Source organism: Mycobacterium sp. ENV421, from assembly GCF_002887815.1.
Lineage (GTDB): Bacteria > Actinomycetota > Actinomycetes > Mycobacteriales > Mycobacteriaceae > Mycobacterium.
Window position 1 is genome coordinate 116,399 of the sequence record NZ_PDHO01000007.1, and the last position, 16,053, is coordinate 132,451.

General features: G+C 67.2%; 15 protein-coding genes. 8 read left to right on the forward strand and 7 right to left on the reverse strand.

Annotated features, from left to right (window positions below; all coding sequences use genetic code 11):
- Positions 1-36: 36 nt before the first annotated feature.
- The 5 genes from CRM90_RS11395 to CRM90_RS11415 form a co-directional block, all read right to left on the reverse strand.
- Positions 37-1,098, reverse strand: coding sequence for an alpha/beta hydrolase (locus tag CRM90_RS11395; RefSeq protein ID WP_102807083.1), 1,062 nt, complete (start codon positions 1,096-1,098; stop codon positions 37-39).
- Positions 1,099-1,161: 63 nt separating this feature from the next.
- Complete coding sequence (locus CRM90_RS11400; RefSeq protein ID WP_102807084.1) at positions 1,162-2,055, reverse strand: cyclopropane mycolic acid synthase family methyltransferase; 894 nt, start codon at positions 2,053-2,055, stop codon at positions 1,162-1,164.
- A gap of 138 nt (positions 2,056-2,193) precedes the next feature.
- Positions 2,194-3,078, reverse strand: a complete 885-nt coding sequence (locus tag CRM90_RS11405) for a cyclopropane mycolic acid synthase family methyltransferase (protein ID WP_102807085.1) — start codon at positions 3,076-3,078, stop codon at positions 2,194-2,196.
- A 137-nt stretch (positions 3,079-3,215) separates the two neighbouring features.
- Positions 3,216-4,124 carry an alpha/beta fold hydrolase gene (locus CRM90_RS11410; RefSeq protein WP_102807086.1) on the reverse strand — a complete coding sequence of 303 codons (909 nt, stop codon included), beginning with the start codon at positions 4,122-4,124 and terminating at the stop codon, positions 3,216-3,218.
- The gene (locus CRM90_RS11415) at positions 4,124-5,470 is read right to left on the reverse strand and encodes an ABC1 kinase family protein (protein WP_102807087.1); all 1,347 of its coding nucleotides are present in this window, start codon (positions 5,468-5,470) and stop codon (positions 4,124-4,126) included. The genes CRM90_RS11410 and CRM90_RS11415 overlap by 1 nt, the downstream gene beginning before the upstream one ends.
- A gap of 98 nt (positions 5,471-5,568) precedes the next feature.
- Between CRM90_RS11415 and CRM90_RS11420 the strand changes: the two genes are divergently transcribed.
- Positions 5,569-5,913 (forward strand): nuclear transport factor 2 family protein, encoded by a 345-nt coding sequence (locus CRM90_RS11420; protein WP_102807088.1) that lies wholly within the window; start codon positions 5,569-5,571, stop codon positions 5,911-5,913.
- 4 nt (positions 5,914-5,917) lie between these two features.
- Here the strand turns inward: CRM90_RS11420 and CRM90_RS11425 are convergent, their stop codons facing one another.
- Positions 5,918-6,514: a DinB family protein gene (locus CRM90_RS11425; RefSeq protein ID WP_102807089.1), complete on the reverse strand. Its 597-nt coding sequence runs from the start codon at positions 6,512-6,514 to the stop codon at positions 5,918-5,920.
- A 26-nt stretch (positions 6,515-6,540) separates the two neighbouring features.
- Positions 6,541-7,089: a DinB family protein gene (locus tag CRM90_RS11430; protein WP_102807090.1), complete on the reverse strand. Its 549-nt coding sequence runs from the start codon at positions 7,087-7,089 to the stop codon at positions 6,541-6,543.
- Between the two features lie 61 nt (positions 7,090-7,150).
- On the opposite strand from CRM90_RS11430, the gene CRM90_RS11435 reads away from it, so the two are divergent.
- The 7 genes from CRM90_RS11435 to rplL all read left to right on the forward strand — a co-directional run bounded on the left by CRM90_RS11435 (position 7,151) and on the right by rplL (position 15,825).
- Positions 7,151-8,104 (forward strand): helix-turn-helix transcriptional regulator, encoded by a 954-nt coding sequence (locus tag CRM90_RS11435; RefSeq protein ID WP_102807091.1) that lies wholly within the window; start codon positions 7,151-7,153, stop codon positions 8,102-8,104.
- Between the two features lie 47 nt (positions 8,105-8,151).
- Positions 8,152-8,919 carry an endonuclease/exonuclease/phosphatase family protein gene (locus CRM90_RS11440; RefSeq protein ID WP_102807192.1) on the forward strand — a complete coding sequence of 256 codons (768 nt, stop codon included), beginning with the start codon at positions 8,152-8,154 and terminating at the stop codon, positions 8,917-8,919.
- Positions 8,920-8,946: 27 nt separating this feature from the next.
- Positions 8,947-13,110, forward strand: coding sequence for a glycoside hydrolase family 38 N-terminal domain-containing protein (locus CRM90_RS11445; RefSeq protein WP_102807193.1), 4,164 nt, complete (start codon positions 8,947-8,949; stop codon positions 13,108-13,110).
- Complete coding sequence (locus CRM90_RS11450) at positions 13,107-13,712, forward strand: DUF7158 domain-containing protein (RefSeq protein WP_199189862.1); 606 nt, start codon at positions 13,107-13,109, stop codon at positions 13,710-13,712. The genes CRM90_RS11445 and CRM90_RS11450 overlap by 4 nt, the downstream gene beginning before the upstream one ends.
- Complete coding sequence (locus CRM90_RS11455; RefSeq protein WP_102807092.1) at positions 13,712-14,611, forward strand: ROK family protein; 900 nt, start codon at positions 13,712-13,714, stop codon at positions 14,609-14,611. Before CRM90_RS11450 ends, CRM90_RS11455 begins: the two co-directional genes overlap by 1 nt.
- Before the next feature lie 244 nt (positions 14,612-14,855).
- Complete coding sequence (gene rplJ / locus CRM90_RS11460) at positions 14,856-15,395, forward strand: 50S ribosomal protein L10 (RefSeq protein ID WP_036343445.1); 540 nt, start codon at positions 14,856-14,858, stop codon at positions 15,393-15,395.
- Between the two features lie 37 nt (positions 15,396-15,432).
- A complete protein-coding gene (gene rplL / locus CRM90_RS11465) occupies positions 15,433-15,825 on the forward strand; it encodes a 50S ribosomal protein L7/L12 (protein ID WP_099249671.1) in 393 nt (130 codons plus the stop codon).
- The last annotated feature ends 228 nt before the right edge of the window (positions 15,826-16,053 follow it).

The following is a 16,053-nucleotide window of genomic DNA, read 5'->3' on the forward strand; positions in this document are numbered from 1 at the left end:
AGGCGGTTGGCTGGCGAGAAGGGGTGCGACAGACCATCACCGCGTCAGCGACCATGCGAAGCCGCTGACATCGCGCACGGACGCGTCGAAGACGTCCGGCATAGTTGCTGGGAACAGCAGATCTCCCCCGTGACAGGTTCCCGCTACGACTCGGCCGACGGCCGGAACACCGGCCGTCAGCAAACGTCGGTAGTACAGCAAGCCTTCGTCGCGCAGCGGATCAAGTTCGTTCACCGAAATCACGTGCGGTGGTAAACCAGCAAGATCCGGGTCGGTGGCCGCACCGGCCCAGCAGGTGGCGTCTCCGGCGTGCGTAGTGTTGGGATCGTAGATCGAGCCCAGCAGGGCGGCCTGCTGACAACTGATGAAGTATCCGTCGTTCTCCCGAAGCGACGGCAGATCGTCGGGGTAGTTCAGCCAGCGGTTGGAGATATAGGGGCAGTGGGCGTAGGCGCCGGCGATCTCGTCGAGCCATCCCTCTCGCTTGGCCTTGTGGACGGTGGTCAGCGTGAGGTTCCCGCCGCCGGACTCGCCGCACACGATCAGCCGGCTCACGCCGAGGTCCGCGGCATTGGCGTGCACCCACCGGGTCGCGGCCGCGCAGTCGTTCAGTCCGGCCGGGTACGGATGTGCGCCGAGGCGGCCGCCGGAGTTGCGGAATTCCACGCCGACCACCACCAGGCCGGTCGCGGCCATGCTCTCCCGTATGTGCCGGTACCCGGCGTCCGCGGCGCTGGCGATCGCCATTGCACCGCCGTGGAAATGCACCACCGCCGGAAGAGGACCGTCGGCGCGATCCGGCCGACTGACGAACAGCGTGATCTCGTGGCCCTCGGCGCCCGGGATGGTCACCGTGGTGGTGCTGACACCTGCCGGCGACGGAGCCGCGGAAGCCAGCATCGAGATCACTCCACCGACCGCTTCCTCGGCGGCCGCCGCGTACGCCAACCGATCCGTCAACGGCGAGTCGATGGTCAGCGGCGCATCCGGAAGCACGTCAGCCAGCCCGAGTGGGGCGAGCGCCGCCACCATCCGGGGATCCGATCGCGGATCGGTGCCCAGGGTGCAATTCGGATCAGCGAGCCGCCCAACAGCCATGGGCCCGAGATTAACTCGGGCCCATGGACTGCACTCGGAGATTCGCCGAGGGAGAAATCCCTGCTAGGCGGCGGCCCCCGGCTTGAGGTAGGTGACGAGACTGACGTCGAGCGCCTCGTCGACGTAGTAGTACTGGCAGCCGGTCAGATACCGCATGTAGTTGTTGTAGCTGTCCTCGCCGGCCGCGGCGATCGCCTCATCCTTGTGCTGCTCCAGGCGCGCGGCCCAGATGCCCAGGGTCTTGATGTAGTGATTGCGCAGCGACAGCGGCTCGGGGACGACGAAGCCCGCCTTCTGGCCGTGCTCGACGAGCATCTTGGTGCTCGGGATACGGCCGCCGGGGAAGATCACGTCGACCATGAATTTGGCGAAGCGGGCCAACTCGAAGGTCAGCTTCTTGCCCCGAGCCTGCAGATCGTACGGGTGGTAGCCGCAGCTGCTCTGTATCGTCATCCGGCCGTCCTCGGGCAGGATGTCGAAGCTGTTCTTGAAGAAGTCGTCGAAGCGCTCGAATCCGAAATGCTCGATGGCCTCGATAGAGACGATCCGGTCGACGGGTGAGTGGAACTGCTCCCAGCCCTCGAGACGGACGTCGAACGATCGCTCGCTGTCGATCCCGGCCAACAGCTGATCGCAATAGGCCTTCTGGTTCTTGGACAACGTCAGTCCGATGACGTTGACGTCGTACTTCTCCATTGCGCGCTGCAACGTCAGGCCCCAGCCGCAGCCCACCTCGAGCAGCGTCATTCCCGGTTTGAGCTCGAGGGCGTCGAGATGCTGATCTACATTGGCGACCTGCGCCTCGGAGAGGGTGACATCGGGCCCGGTGAAGTACGCACAGCTGTACTTGCGGGTCGGATCTTGGAACAACCCGAAGAAGTCATCCGAGAGGTCGTAGTGAGCCTGGATGTCCTCGAAATGGGGCCGCATGTCCTTGGTTTCAGTTGCCTCGGGCATGAGAGTTACAGCCTTCCTGATTCTGCTTATCTGCCTGCATCACGGCCCCCGCACGTGATTTTTGCGCGCGCACCAGTATGCACTTTGTGATCTGGACCATACCGTCTCGGCTCACCTAAACGATGGCCAAACAGTGCCCTAACCGGGCGTTTCTTTCGCCTGCTTCTCAAGCGTGAACTGGTCAACGTCGATGTACCCTACCCGGAATCCGTGCGCGCAGCCGGTGAGGTACTTCATGTACCGGTCGTAGACCTCCTCGGACTGCACCTCAATGGCCTTGTCGCGGTTGGCCTCCAGCGCCTCCGCCCAACAATCCAGCGTGCGAGCGTAGTGGGGCTGCAGCGACTGGACCCGCGTGAGCGTGAAGCCGGCCTTGGTCGAATGCTCTTCCACTTTCTCGACGGTCGGCAGCCGCCCGCCCGGGAAGATCTCGGTGAGCATGAACTTCACGAACCGCGCGATCTCGAACGTCAACGGCAGACCGCGCTCCGTCATCTGCGGAAGCGTGAACGAGGTGATGGTGTGCAACAGCATCACGCCGTTGTGGGGCAAGACTTTGTAGGCCATGGAGAAGAAGTCGTCATAGCGGTCGAAGCCAAAGTGCTCGAAGGCGCCGATCGACACGATCCGGTCGACGGGCTCGTGGAATTCTTCCCAGCCCATGAGCTCGATGCGCTTGTCCCGAGGACTGCCGGACTCGGCGAACGCCTGCTCGACGTGATCACGCTGATTCTTCGACAGCGTGAGGCCGATGACGTTCACGTCGTACTTCTCCAGCGCGCGCAACATCGTTGCGCCCCAGCCGCAGCCCACGTCCAGCAAGGTCATCCCTGGCCGCAAGCCCAGCTTGCCCAGAGCCAGGTCGATCTTGGCGATCTGAGCCTGCTCGAGGGTGTAGTCCTCTTTCTCGAAGTACGCGCAGCTGTACGTCTGAGTGGGGTCAAGGAAGAGTCGGAAGAAATCATCAGACAAGTCGTAGTGGGCCTGTACATCCTCGAAGTGAGGTTTCAGCCGTTTGGCCATGTCGGTGTGCCTTTCGCATGAATGCTTTAGGCAGCAACCACAAATCCCCCCCGTGGGATGGGCGATCACCGCTGTGCAACCCCGATGCTAGCCGGTCAGGCTGGGAGCAGACGATTCCGAAAGATAACCGTCATTACCTAGCTGACCTCGGCAAACGTGGTCTTGAGCTCGCCGGCGATGTCGTCCCAGAGGGCTTCGGGCAGGTCATGCGCCATGCCGTCGAACAGCACCAGGCGCGCATTCGGGATCGTCGAGGCGATCGAGCGACCACCCGAGGGGCGCATCAGCTTGTCGGCGCGGCCGTGGATGACGACGGTCGGTGCGGTGATCTGACGGTCGTAGTGCTTCAGGCTGCCGCTGCCCAGTATCGCGGCGAAATGCCGTGCGATTCCTTGCGGATAGTGACACCGGTCATAGGCCTCGATCGCATTGGCGCGCGCCTGCTCGTCGGGAACGGGATAGCCGGGGCTACCGAGAATCCTGCCGACCCGCACCACGTTTTCGACGATCACATCGCGCGGTGCATTCGGTGGCGGACCGGTGATCAACGACAGCAGTGACCGGGGCGCCGGGGGAGGAAGGAACGCAGAGTTGTTGGACGAGAAGATGATTCCCAACGCTTTGGTGCGCCGGCTGTATCGCGCCGCGAAGATCTGCGCGATCATCCCGCCCATTGAGGCGCCGACGATGTGCGCCTGTTCGACCCCGAGGTGATCGAGCAATGCCGCGGCGTCGTCGGTCATATCCTCCAGCGTGTACACCGATGAACTGGGCCGCCCGACATAGGACTTCGCCAGCTTGGGCACCAAACCGCCGCCGGCCCGTTGACCGTGCAGCTTGGTGGACAGCCCGACATCGCGGTTGTCGTAGCGGATCACCCGGTAGCCTTGGTCGACCAGCTTCTCGCAGAAACCGTTGCGCCACAACAGAAGCTGTGCGCCGAGCCCCATGATCAGCAACACTGCCGGGTCGCCGGGGTTGCCCAGTTCCTCGTAGTACAGCTCGATGTCTTCGGCGACGGTGGCTGTGCCGGTGCGGATTTCCATCAGACCTCGACGTCGCTCTGGTGCTCGCGGCTGACCTCGACCATGAAGTTGGCGAAGTATCCGCCGAACTGCGGGTCGTTCATCATCTGCCACTTGGGTGCCAGCAGTTTCATGTACCGCTCGACATACAGGAACTGCTTACCGATCAGCACCAGCTCGCGCGGCAGCTTGACGTCATAGGCGTCGGCCAGGGTGGAGAGCTGTTTGCCGATCTCGGCGTAGGACATGTCGCCGAGCGTCTTCAGCGTGAGGGGAGCCGCGAACTCTTCGAGATCTTTGGCGGCTTCCTTCTCCGGTTTGGTGGTGCCCACCGCGCCCAGCAGCACGACGATCTTGCCCGCCGCCGCGTGATCCTTCTTGACCAGAAGTGCATACACGAGTTCGCGCAGCAGCCAGCGGGTCCGCGGGTCGATGCGACCCATGATCCCGAAATCCAGAAAGACGATCCGGCCGTCGTCGTCGACCAGCAGGTTGCCGGCGTGCAGGTCACCGTGGAACAGGCCGTGCCGAAGGCCGCCCTCGAACGTGGAGAACAGCAGCGCCTTGACCAGCGCGGTGCCGTCGAACCCCTTCTTGCGGATCTCCTTCACGTCATCGATACGCACGCCGTGCACGCGTTCCATGGTCAGCACGCGCTCGCTGGTGAACTCCCAGTGCACCTGCGGAACCCGGATGTTGCGGCCCAGCGGCGACCCGTGCAGACCCGAGACCCACGCCTCCATCGACTGCGCCTCGATACGGAAGTCGAGCTCTTCGGCGAGATTGTCGGAGAAGTCGGCCACCACATCCTGGGCCGACAACCGCCGGCCCAGCTTGGCGAGCTCGACGAGCTGGGCGAAGCGCTTGAGGATCTGCAGGTCGGCAGCCACCCGGCGGCGGATGCCCGGCCGCTGGATCTTGACCACGACCTCCTCACCGGTGTGCAGCGTCGCGAAATGCACTTGGGCGATCGAGGCCGACGCGAACGGCTGCTCGTCGAACTTCGCGAAGAGCTTGGCCGGGTCTCCACCGAGCTCCTGTTGCAGCAGCTTGTGCACCTCGACGGTGTCCGCGGGCGGCACCGAGTCCAGCAGGCCGCGGAACTCCCGGCTCAGATTCTCACCGAAGGCACCGGGGCTGGACGCGATGATCTGACCGAACTTCACATAGGTGGGTCCGAGGTCGGAAAAGGTCTGCGGGATCTCCTTGATGACCTTGTCCTGCCAGCGGCCACGCCCGGGCAGTTTGGTGAGCACTCGTGCGCCGGTGCGGGTGAGCTGCCACCCGGTTGTGCCGATGCGGGCAGCCTCGACCGGCAACGGAACGCGATCGAGCTTGGCTACTTCGCGGTGTTTGGTCGAATTCATTCTTGCCAGTCTGCCAAAAATGCACGTGGTACCCCAATTTCTGCTGGCACATTGGGGTAGTGGATTGTGCGCAAACCCATGAATTCGCATGTCGTCTGATGGACGAAATCTGGCGCCGGCTGGACTCGACCGACGTCGCCGACTTCTACCACCACGACGTGGTGGGACACCACGACAGCCCGCGTGGATCGGATCAATTGGGGTATGACGACGTGGTCCACCGGCTGGATTTCGACCGGAAAACGTTTATCGACCCGGTTTATGAGATCGGCGATCTGATTGCCGGCGACGACCGCTTCGCAATTCGCTTTCACTACAGCGCCACGTTGATCAGCACCGGCGAGCGATATCGATCAGAGGCCGCGTACTTCTACCATCTGCGGGACGGCAAGATCGCCGAATTCTGGCTGCTGGCCGACGTCGACTTCGATTACAAGGAGTGACCCGTCACCCGTTGGCGCGCCACGGGGCCAGCCACGGCTGGGGTGCCATGCCTTCGGCCGCCGCGACCAGCTCGTACATCGTTGCGCCGTCGATGGATTCACGGATGATGTCGGCATGGCCCGCGTGCCGCGCCAACTCCGAGATCAGGTGCTCGAGGACCCACCTCACCGACCAGGCGTCGACATCTTTCGGGAACCACGGTGCGTCGCGCGGCACCGGCACCGCGGCGTCGAGATCGGCGGTCTCGACCAACCGCAGCGACGCGGCGTTCTGGGCAACGAGATTCTCCATGAGCTGGGCCAGGGTCTCGTCGGGCTGCATCAGGTATTGCTCCTGGTACTCCTGCGCACGCTCCTCGAACGGGCGGTCATCGGCCTGCGGTTCGTCAGGGGCCGCGGCCACCCGCTGCATCCAGGACTGCTGCACCCCGGTCACGTGTTTGATCAACCCTCCGATCGACAGCGAACTGACGGTCGGCGTCGCTCGAGCCTGCTCATCGGTGAGGCCGTACGCGACGGCTACGAACGCGCTCTGGTGGTAGGCGAGGAATTCGCGCAGCGCGTGCCGTTCATCGCGGACAGGTGGGGCGAGGGTGGGCATGACGGTCCTTTCGGTGGTTCCCGGGGTCATCGATGGGCGTAAATATCTCGGAGACAAGCAATTTCGGCACCGTGATGGATGACCTCACGGTTGATGTGCAAGACCAGTTCGGATAGCGCGTAATCGGCGTAGGGGCCTTCGGCCGGCCCGCACGGTCGGGCGAGGTCGTCGTCGGACAACCCCCGTACGCCGGTGATCCAACGCGTGTAGGCGTCGTCGAGTTGGACCAGTGCCGTCCCCGCGTCCGTGGCGTAGGGCCAGCTCTGATAATCGGCAGCCGGGCCGCCGAAGTGCGAGTGATTGCGCATCGCGAGAACGCCGACGACGACATGGGCCAGGCGCCACGCGATCGTGGTGACGGGTTCGGGCTGCGGCGGCGGGTAGGCGAAGTCGATCCGAATTGGCCCCGGGTCGCTTCGCTCCAGCCCGCCGGGGCGCCCTTCCCCGTGCACGGTCCAGCAGTCGGCGACCGGCTCCCAGAAGTACTCGTCATCGGTCAGCCCGTCCAGGCGGGGCCGCAGGGCGTTGGACCAGTGCCAGTCCAGCTGGTCGGCAAGCTGCGTCGTCCACGTCATATCCCTAGGCTTGCACGTATTGCGGACAGCTTCTGTCCGCAGAGTGCGCGAGACTGAAGCAATGTCCGCCACGACGAGCCGGGTGCTGCAGCTGCTGGGCCTGTTGCAATCACGCCGGGTGTGGCCCGGAGCGGAGCTGGCAGAGCGGCTCGGGGTGACCGCCCGAAGCGTGCGCCGCGACGTGGAGCGGCTGCGCGACCTCGGGTATCCCGTCCACGCCAGCACCGGCCACGGCGGTGGCTACCAACTCGGTGCGGGGGCCGCGTTGCCGCCGCTGCTGCTGGACTCCGACGAAGCCGTCGCCATGGCCGTCTGTCTGCGGCTGGCCGCGGGTGGCAGCGTCGCCGGCGTGGGGGAGGCGGCGCTGCGCGCACTGACCAAGCTGGATCAGGTGATGCCGGGCAGGCTGCGTTCACAGGTCGCCGCCGTGCACGATGCCACCGTCACGCTGACCCCCGAAGCCGAGTCGCCGGTGGATCCCGAGGTGTTGATGACGCTGGCGCGGGCCTGCCGGGACTCTGAACACGTCGGCGTCAACTACGTCGACCGGGCTGGTGCCTCGACCAGCCGGCGCCTGGAGCCCTACCAGCTGGTGACCACCGGCCGGCGGTGGTACCTGCTGGCCTACGACCGCGACCGCGACGACTGGCGCAGCCTGCGGCTGGACCGGATGGCCCAGGTTCACGCGAAAGGGAGCACCTTCATCGCGCGGGACGCCCCCGACGCCGCCGCCTACGTCCGTCGCGCCATCACCGCGTCGCCCTACCGCCATGTCGCCCGGGTGCGCTACCGGGCCGCGAAAAGCGTTATGGAACAGCACTTCTCGCCTACCACGGTAACCATCGAGGATGACGGGCCCGGCACCTGCATCGTCGTCACCGGTGCCGACAACCCCATGGCGTTGGTGCTGTATCTGGCGATGCCCGGTATCGCGTTCGAGATCCTCGAACCCGCCGAGGTCGTCGACGCGGCGCGGGCGGTGTCGGCGTTACTTGCCGCCGCCGTCAGGCGGTGATGCCGAGCGAAGTCTTCAACTCGGGCCTGCACGGGTACCTGGTACCCATGCGGATGGCCACCTTCAACATCTTGCACGGTCGCAGCTTGGATGACGGGCAGGTCAATCTGGAGCGGTTGTCCGAGTGCATTCACCGGCTGAACCCTGACGTGCTGGCCCTGCAGGAAGTCGACTGCGATCAACCGCGCTCGTCGCTCGCCGACCTCACCGCGATCGCGGCCGCGGCGATGGGCGCCGTCGCGCACCGATTCGTCGCCGCGATCTCCGGCACGCCGGGAGCGACCTGGATGGCCGCCACCGGCAGCGAGCAACCGGGGACGGCCGGCTACGGCATCGCGCTGCTGTCGCGCTATCCGGCGATCTCCTGGCAAGTGCTACGGCTGCCCCGGATTCCGGCGCGCTTCCCGATGTATCTCCCCGACCCCAACCGGGTGCAGATCGTTCACGAGGAGCCGAGGGCGGCGATGCTCGCACAGCTGGACACCCCGCTCGGCGTGATGACCGTCGCCAACACACACCTGTCGTTCGTGCCGGGGTGGAACCGAGTCCAGCTGCGCCGCCTCACTCGTGACCTGAAGGGCCTGCCCGGGCCGCGGGTGCTGATGGGCGACCTGAACATGTCGGGGGCGTCGCCGAGCCGGCACACCGGTTTGCGTTCGCTGGCCAGCGCGCCGACGTTTCCGCTGCACTGCCCGGACCGTCAGCTCGACCACATCCTCACCGACCACGACGGTCTGGTGGCCCGCGAGGCGGGCACGCCGGTGCTGCCCATCTCCGACCATCGCCCGCTCGTGATCGACGTGTCGCTCCGCTGACCGATGGTGGGGCCGTACATTGCTGGCGTGCGGATAACCTCCGCGGAGTCGACGGAGCTCTTCGTCGGACCGCCCGATGCGCCGCTTCAGGTGGTCCGTGTCGGCTACCGCGCGGCCGACGCCGGCGTCGTGCGGATTCTCGGCGACGGCGTGCACTCCGAGGACGTTGCGGTGCCGCGCGGCGACGGCGTGGTGGAGGTCCCGGTCCGGATCGAGCGCCCGGTGCCCGGCGCGCGTCGAACAGCCCGCGCCGTCGGCCACGATGCCGAATTCCCATTCCAGCTCACCGTCGCCGAGCCGGGCTGGACCATGTACATGGTCAGCCACTTCCACTACGACCCGGTGTGGTGGAACACCCAGGCCGCCTACACCAGCGTGTGGACCGAGAACCCGCCAGGACGTGCCCGGCAGAACAACGGGTTCGCGTTGGTGGCCGCCCACCTCGAAATGGCCCGCCGCGACCCGGATTACAAGTTCGTGCTCGCCGAAGTGGACTATCTGAAGCCCTATTTCGACACCCACCCGCAAGACCGTGCCGATCTGCGCCGGTTCATCGCCGACTCGCGGGTGGAGGTGATGGGCGGGACCTACAACGAGCCGAACACCAACCTGGTCGGCGCCGAGACCGCGATCCGCAACTTCGTGCACGGCGTCGGCTACCAGCGCGACGTGCTGGGTGCCGACCCCGCGACCGCCTGGCAGCTCGACGTGTTCGGTCACGACCCGCAATTCCCCGGCATGGCCGCCGACGCCGGGCTGACGTCGAGCTCGTGGGCCCGCGGACCGCACCATCAGTGGGGGCCGATGGCAGCCGAGGGCGACCCCAGACGTATGCAGTTCCCAAGCGAGTTCGAGTGGATCGCGCCGTCGGGACTCGGGCTGCTGACGCACTACATGCCCGCGCACTACTCGGCCGGCTGGTGGATGGACTCCGCGGCGACGCTCGCCGACGCCGAGCAGGCCACCTATCACCTGTTCGCCGAACTGAAATCGGTGGCACTGACCCGCAATGTGCTGCTGCCGGTCGGCACCGACTACACCCCGCCCAATGCCTGGGTCACCGAGATCCATCGTGACTGGAACGCCCGCTACACCTGGCCGCGGTTCGTCTGCGCCCTGCCGTCGGAATTCTTCGCCGCCGTGCGCGCCGAGATTGCACAGCGCGGGGTGACGCCGTCACCGCAGACCCGGGACATGAACCCGATCTACACCGGCAAGGACGTGTCGTACATCGACACCAAGCAGGCCAACCGGGCCGCCGAGGATGCGGTGCTGGGCGCCGAGCGGTTCGCGGTGTTCGCGGCGCTGCTCTCCGGTGCCCGCTATCCGGAAGCCGCCCTGGCCAAGGCCTGGGTACAGCTGGCTTACGGCGCCCACCACGACGGCATCACCGGCTCGGAATCAGATCAGGTGTACCTCGACCTGCTGACCAGCTGGCGCGACGCGTGGGAGCTCGGCTCGACCGCCCGATCCGGGGCGCTGGATCTGCTGTCGCGGGCCGTCGCGCCCGAGCCTGGTTCGGTCGTCGTATGGAATCCCTTGGCGCACAAGCGAACCGATATAGTGACCGCCCGGCTGACGACGCCGTTCGGCCCCGGAGTGGCGGTGGTGGACTCCGCGGGGGTGACGCATCCCGCCGTCGTCTCCGCCGACGGCCACCTGGTGAGCTTTCGGGCCGACGGCGTCGATTCCCTCGGCTGGCGCAGCTACCAGCTGGTGGCCACGTGGGAGCCGACCGGGTGGTTTCCCGTCGACGGCGTCGAGATCGCCAACTCCCGCCACAGGTTGCGGGTCGACCCGGCTCGCGGGGGCGCCGTGGTGTCGCTGGTGGAGGTGGCGACCGATCGCGAACTCATCGCCAAGGGTCGCGTCGGCAACGAACTGGCCGTCTACGAGGAGTATCCGGCGCACCCGCAGGCAGGGGAGGGGCCATGGCATCTGCTGCCGACCGGCCCCGTGACGTGTTCGTCTGCAGCCGTTGCGGATTCGGTTCAGGCGTATCACAGCCCGCTCGGTGAGCGGATCATCGTGACCGGCCGCATCGGCGAGCTGCTGCGCTACACCCAGGTGCTCACGCTCTGGCACGGCATCGACCGGGTGGACACCAGCACCACCATCGACGAGTTCACCGGAGCCGACCGGCTGGTGCGGCTGCGCTGGCCCTGTCCGGTACCCGGTGCGCTGCCGGTCAGCGAGGTCGGTGACGCCGTGATCGGACGCGGGTTCGGGCTGCTGCACGACCACGCGTCGGGGGAGGATCGCGCTGTCGACTCCGCTGAACATCCATGGACACTGGACAATCCGGCGCAAGGCTGGTTCGGCCTCTCGTCGGCGGCCCGCATCCAGGTCGGCTCCGGCATACGGGCCGTGTCGGTGGCCGAAGTGATCGTCCCCACCGAGGACACCTCCGAGGCCCGCGAGCTGATGGTCGCCCTGGTGCGCGCCGGAGTGACGGCGACTTGCAGCGCTGCCGGACACCCGCGCTACGGGCACCTCGACGTCGACTCCAACCTGCCGGACGCCCGGATCGCGGTCGGCGGCCCCGAGGACAACGCGTTCACCGCGGCGGTGCTCGCCGCGGCCGATCCCGCCTACACCACCGAACTGCGCCAACAACTTTCGCAATCCGGGCGGGCGCGGGTGTGGGTCCCGGCGCGTGAGTCGCTAACGGCGGTATGGCAGCCCGACGCCGACCTTCGCGGCGTGCTCGCGTTGCCGGTGCTGATCGTCGCAGGGGACGGGGCCGTCGCCACCGTCGTCGAGGACCTCGGCGACGCCCAGATCGACGTCAGCCAGGACGCGCCGTCCGGCCTCGGCGAGTTCGAATCACGCACCGTCGCCCTGCTCAACCGCGGCGTGCCGGGCTTCGCCGTCGAACCCGACCAGACGCTGCACAGCTCGCTGATGCGCTCGTGCACCGGCTGGCCGTCCGGGGTGTGGATCGACCCGCCGCGGCGCACAGCTCCCGACGGATCCAACTTCCAGCTGCAGCATTGGACCCACACCTTCGACTTCGCCCTGGTGTCCGGACGCGGTGACTGGCGGTCCTGTGAGATGCCCTCTCGCAGTGCCGAGTTCGCCCACCCGATGGTGTGCGTGGTGGCGGATCAGGGGGTCGAAACCCTCTCTGCCGACGGCTCGTTGCTGCGCGTCGAACCGGCCGGCGCACTTCATCTTGCCGCGCTCAAGATCGGGGGCAACCCGACCGCCACCGGAAGTTCCGCCGCCGTCGACCCCGAGGACGTCACCATCCGGCTGGTCGAAACTCGTGGTACGACAACCCAAGTCGCACTGTCGTCCGGGGTGGGCGCAGTGTCGGCGGTGGTGTCAGCCGACCTGCTGGAAGCTGCCCGTGGTTGCGACGAGCCACCCCTGCGGCTGCACGGCTACCAGATCGCGACCCTGCTGGCCCGGCTGAACGTCCACGCCGTGCTGGACGCCGACGGTGCCGCACTGGCCCCGGACACCGAGAACGCGCAGCCGTTGTACGCCCGCTACTGGCTGCACAACCGCGGCCCGGCCCCGCTGGGCGGTCTACCTGCCGTCGCGCACCTGCACCCCGAGGCCGTCACCGTCGAGCCCGGCCGCCAGGTGCGGCTGCGACTGACCGCCGCCAGCGACTGCAGCGACGCCACCCTGGCCGGGCAGGTGCGCCTGCGCGGACCGCGCGGGTGGACGGTCGAACCCGATGTGCTGCCCTTCGAACTGACCACCGGCCATCACCGCGAAGCGGAGGTCGCGGTGACCGCGCCGCCGGATGCGGAATCCGGCGACTACCCCATCCGCGCACAGCTCACGTTGTCCGGTGACGTGCCCGCGGCGTGGAAACAACCGGTCGAAGACGTCTGCGTGGTCTCGGTGGGTAGCCCCGGCACGCTGGTGGGCTTAGTCGGTGAACCGTCCGACATCGTCGTCACCGCGGGGGAGCAGGCCCGCCTGGCCGTCACCGTCGCCAGCGCCGCGCGCACCGACCTGTCCCTGGAAGCCCACGTAATCAGCCCGTGGGGGACCTGGGAGTGGATCGGGCCCGCGTCGTGCGGCGCCGTCGTCGGCGCGGGATCGGAAATCGAGGTCGCCTTCGATGTTGCGCCGCCGCCGTGGACGACACCCGGGCAGTGGTGGGCGGTGGTCCGGATCGGATGCGCGGGCCGGCTGCTCTACACACCGGCGGTGGCGGTGACGGTCCGATGAGTTTGGTCGCGACCGTCGCCGGGGTGGATGTCGCGGTCGGCGAGGTCGACGACCGCGAAGCCGCACTGCGCGCCGCACCCCAAGTCGTGGCACTGCCCCGACCGCACACCAGTGAAGGACGCCAGCTGCGGCGCTGGCTCACCCAACTGCTGGTCGCCGAGAAGCTGGTGGCCCGCGAAGCGGAGGCGCTCGGGGTGAGCGTGACGGAGTCGACGCCCGACGAGGACGACCTGCTGCCCGACTCCACCGCGCGGCTGGAGATCGGCAGCATCGCCGCCGCGGTGCTGGCGGCCCCGATCGCCCGGGCGGTTTTCGCGCACATCACCGGTGCCGTCGAGGTCGACGCCGACGCCGTGACGGACTTTCACGCCAGAAATCCGCGGCGGTTCCTGCGCTTCGCCGACACTGGTGGCTGGCGGGTGGCCAGCGAGCCCGCTCTGGCCGACGTTCGCCCACTGATCGCGGCGGTGCTGCTCGGTGCGGCCCGGCGGCGCCACTTCCGGATGTGGCTCGGTCAGCGTCATGCCGACCTGGTGTGGCTGGCCCCCGGCTACGAACACCCCGGCGACCCGCGCCAGCCCGACAACACCCACAAACACTGATGGTCACGACACTCGCAGTCGACATCGGCGGCACGAAGATCGCCGCCGGCCTCGTCGACGCCGACGGCAAACTGTCGTACGAAACCCGGCAACCCACCCCGCACACCGACGACCCCGATCAGGTGTGGGCCGCGGCCGGTCGCGCCATCGCCGACGCGCTCACCGCCGCCGGCGGCCCCGTTGACGGTGTCGGCATCTCGTCGGCCGGCCCGATCCACCTGCCCGACGGAACCATCAGCCCCATCAACATCCCGGCATGGCGCAACTTCCCGGTCGTCGAACGCGTGGTCGCGGCGGTCCCCGATGTGCCGGTGCGCCTCGGCGGCGACGGGCTGTGCATGGCGCTCGGCGAGCATTGGCGCGGGGCCGGCCAGGGTGCGGCGTTCCTGCTCGGCATGGTCGTGTCCACCGGGATCGGCGGCGGACTGATCCTCGACGGTGCGCCCTATCACGGGCGCACCGGCAACGCCGGTCACGTCGGCCACGTCGTCGTCGACACCGACGGACCGCCCTGCACCTGCGGCGGCCGCGGCTGCGCGGAAGCGATCGCCAGCGGACCGCATCTGGCGCAGTGGGCCCGCGCGCAGGGCTGGGACGGTGCCGACGCCAAGGAACTGGCCGAGGTCGCTGCCACCGGAAATCAGGTGGCCGTGGCGGCGTTTCGCCGTGGCGCCCGTGCCATCGCCGCGATGATCGCCTCGGTGGGTGCGGTCTGCGACCTGGACCTCGTCGTCCTCGGTGGTGGCGTGGCCAAGGCCGGGCCGGTGCTATTCGACCCGCTACACGAGGAACTGCGCACCTTCGCCGGACTGGAGTTCCTGTCCGGGCTGCGGGTGGTCCCTGCCGCGCTGGGCGGGGAGGCGGGCCTGGTGGGGGCGGCCGCGCTGCTGCGTGGTTGACCAGCTGTTCCCGTCCGTTTTGGCTGATCCGGGGAGTGCACGCTATTCTTGCTCAGTTCCACCGAAGACCGTCGGTCACCGAGCAATCGGTTGAAGGTCCCGGATTCCCGGGCGGCCCGCGCAGGAGGACGAGGTAACAGTATTTTTCTGTGCGCCCCGACCAGTCCTGTGTCGGGGCGTTTGTGATTTCTGGCTTTCTCGCTCGTCGGTTGGTGGACGTCCCAACCATCACGAGGAGGCAAGCATGGCTAAGCCTGAAAAGGCCACCGCGGTCGCCGACATCGCCGAGAAGTTCAAGGAGGCGACGGCCACCGTCGTCACCGAGTACCGCGGCCTGACGGTGTCCAACCTTGCCGAGCTGCGTAGGTCGCTGGGTGCCGGAACCAGCTACACCGTTGCCAAGAACACCTTGGTGAAGCGGGCGGCGTCCGAGGCGGGTGTCGAGGGTCTCGACGAACTCTTCGCCGGTCCGACCGCCATCGCGTTCATCCAGGGCGAACCCGTTGACGCCGCCAAGGCGATCAAGAAGTTCGCCAAGGAAAACAAGGCACTGGTCATCAAGGGCGGCTACATGGACGGTCGCGCGCTGACCGTCTCCGAGGTCGAGCGCATCGCCGATCTCGAGTCGCGCGAGGTGCTGCTGTCCAAGCTGGCCGGCGCAATGAAGGCGAAGCAGTCCCAGGCCGCGGCGCTGTTCGTGGCGCCCGCGTCCCAGGTCGCACGCCTGGCCGCAGCTCTGCAAGAGAAGAAGGCTGCAGAGGGTTCCGCCGAACCCGCTGCCTAAGACAAACCACCACAAAGCACACAGATAAGGAATCACCATGGCAAAGCTGTCCACCGACGAACTGCTCGACGCGTTCAAGGAAATGACCCTGCTGGAGCTCTCTGAGTTCGTGAAGCAGTTCGAGGAGACCTTCGACGTCACCGCCGCCGCTCCGGTCGCCGTTGCGGCTGCCGGCCCCGCCGCCGGTGGCGCTGCCGCCGAGGCCGCCGAGGAGCAGTCGGAATTCGACGTCATCCTCGAGGGTGCCGGCGACAAGAAGATCGGCGTCATCAAGGTCGTCCGTGAGATCGTCTCCGGCCTGGGCCTCAAGGAAGCCAAGGACCTCGTCGACGGCGCCCCCAAGCCGCTGCTCGAGAAGGTCAACAAGGAGGCCGCCGACGACGCCAAGGCCAAGCTCGAGGCCGCTGGCGCGACGGTCACCGTCAAGTAGTTTCGGTATCACCGAAGGAGGCCCCCGGATTCGTCCGGGGGCCTTCTCGTTGTCGGCGCTTTTGTGCAGTTACCGCAACGGCTCGCGCGGGGGCCGGACGCGACCATCACAGTTTTACGAGCGTCAATAACCGTAGTGACACAACCCGAGTGGCAGGAGTGGCCGTGCGCTACAGTGACTCAAACCACAGGCCATCGAGGCAGTGGCTGACCGGTGTGGGCGGAAGGA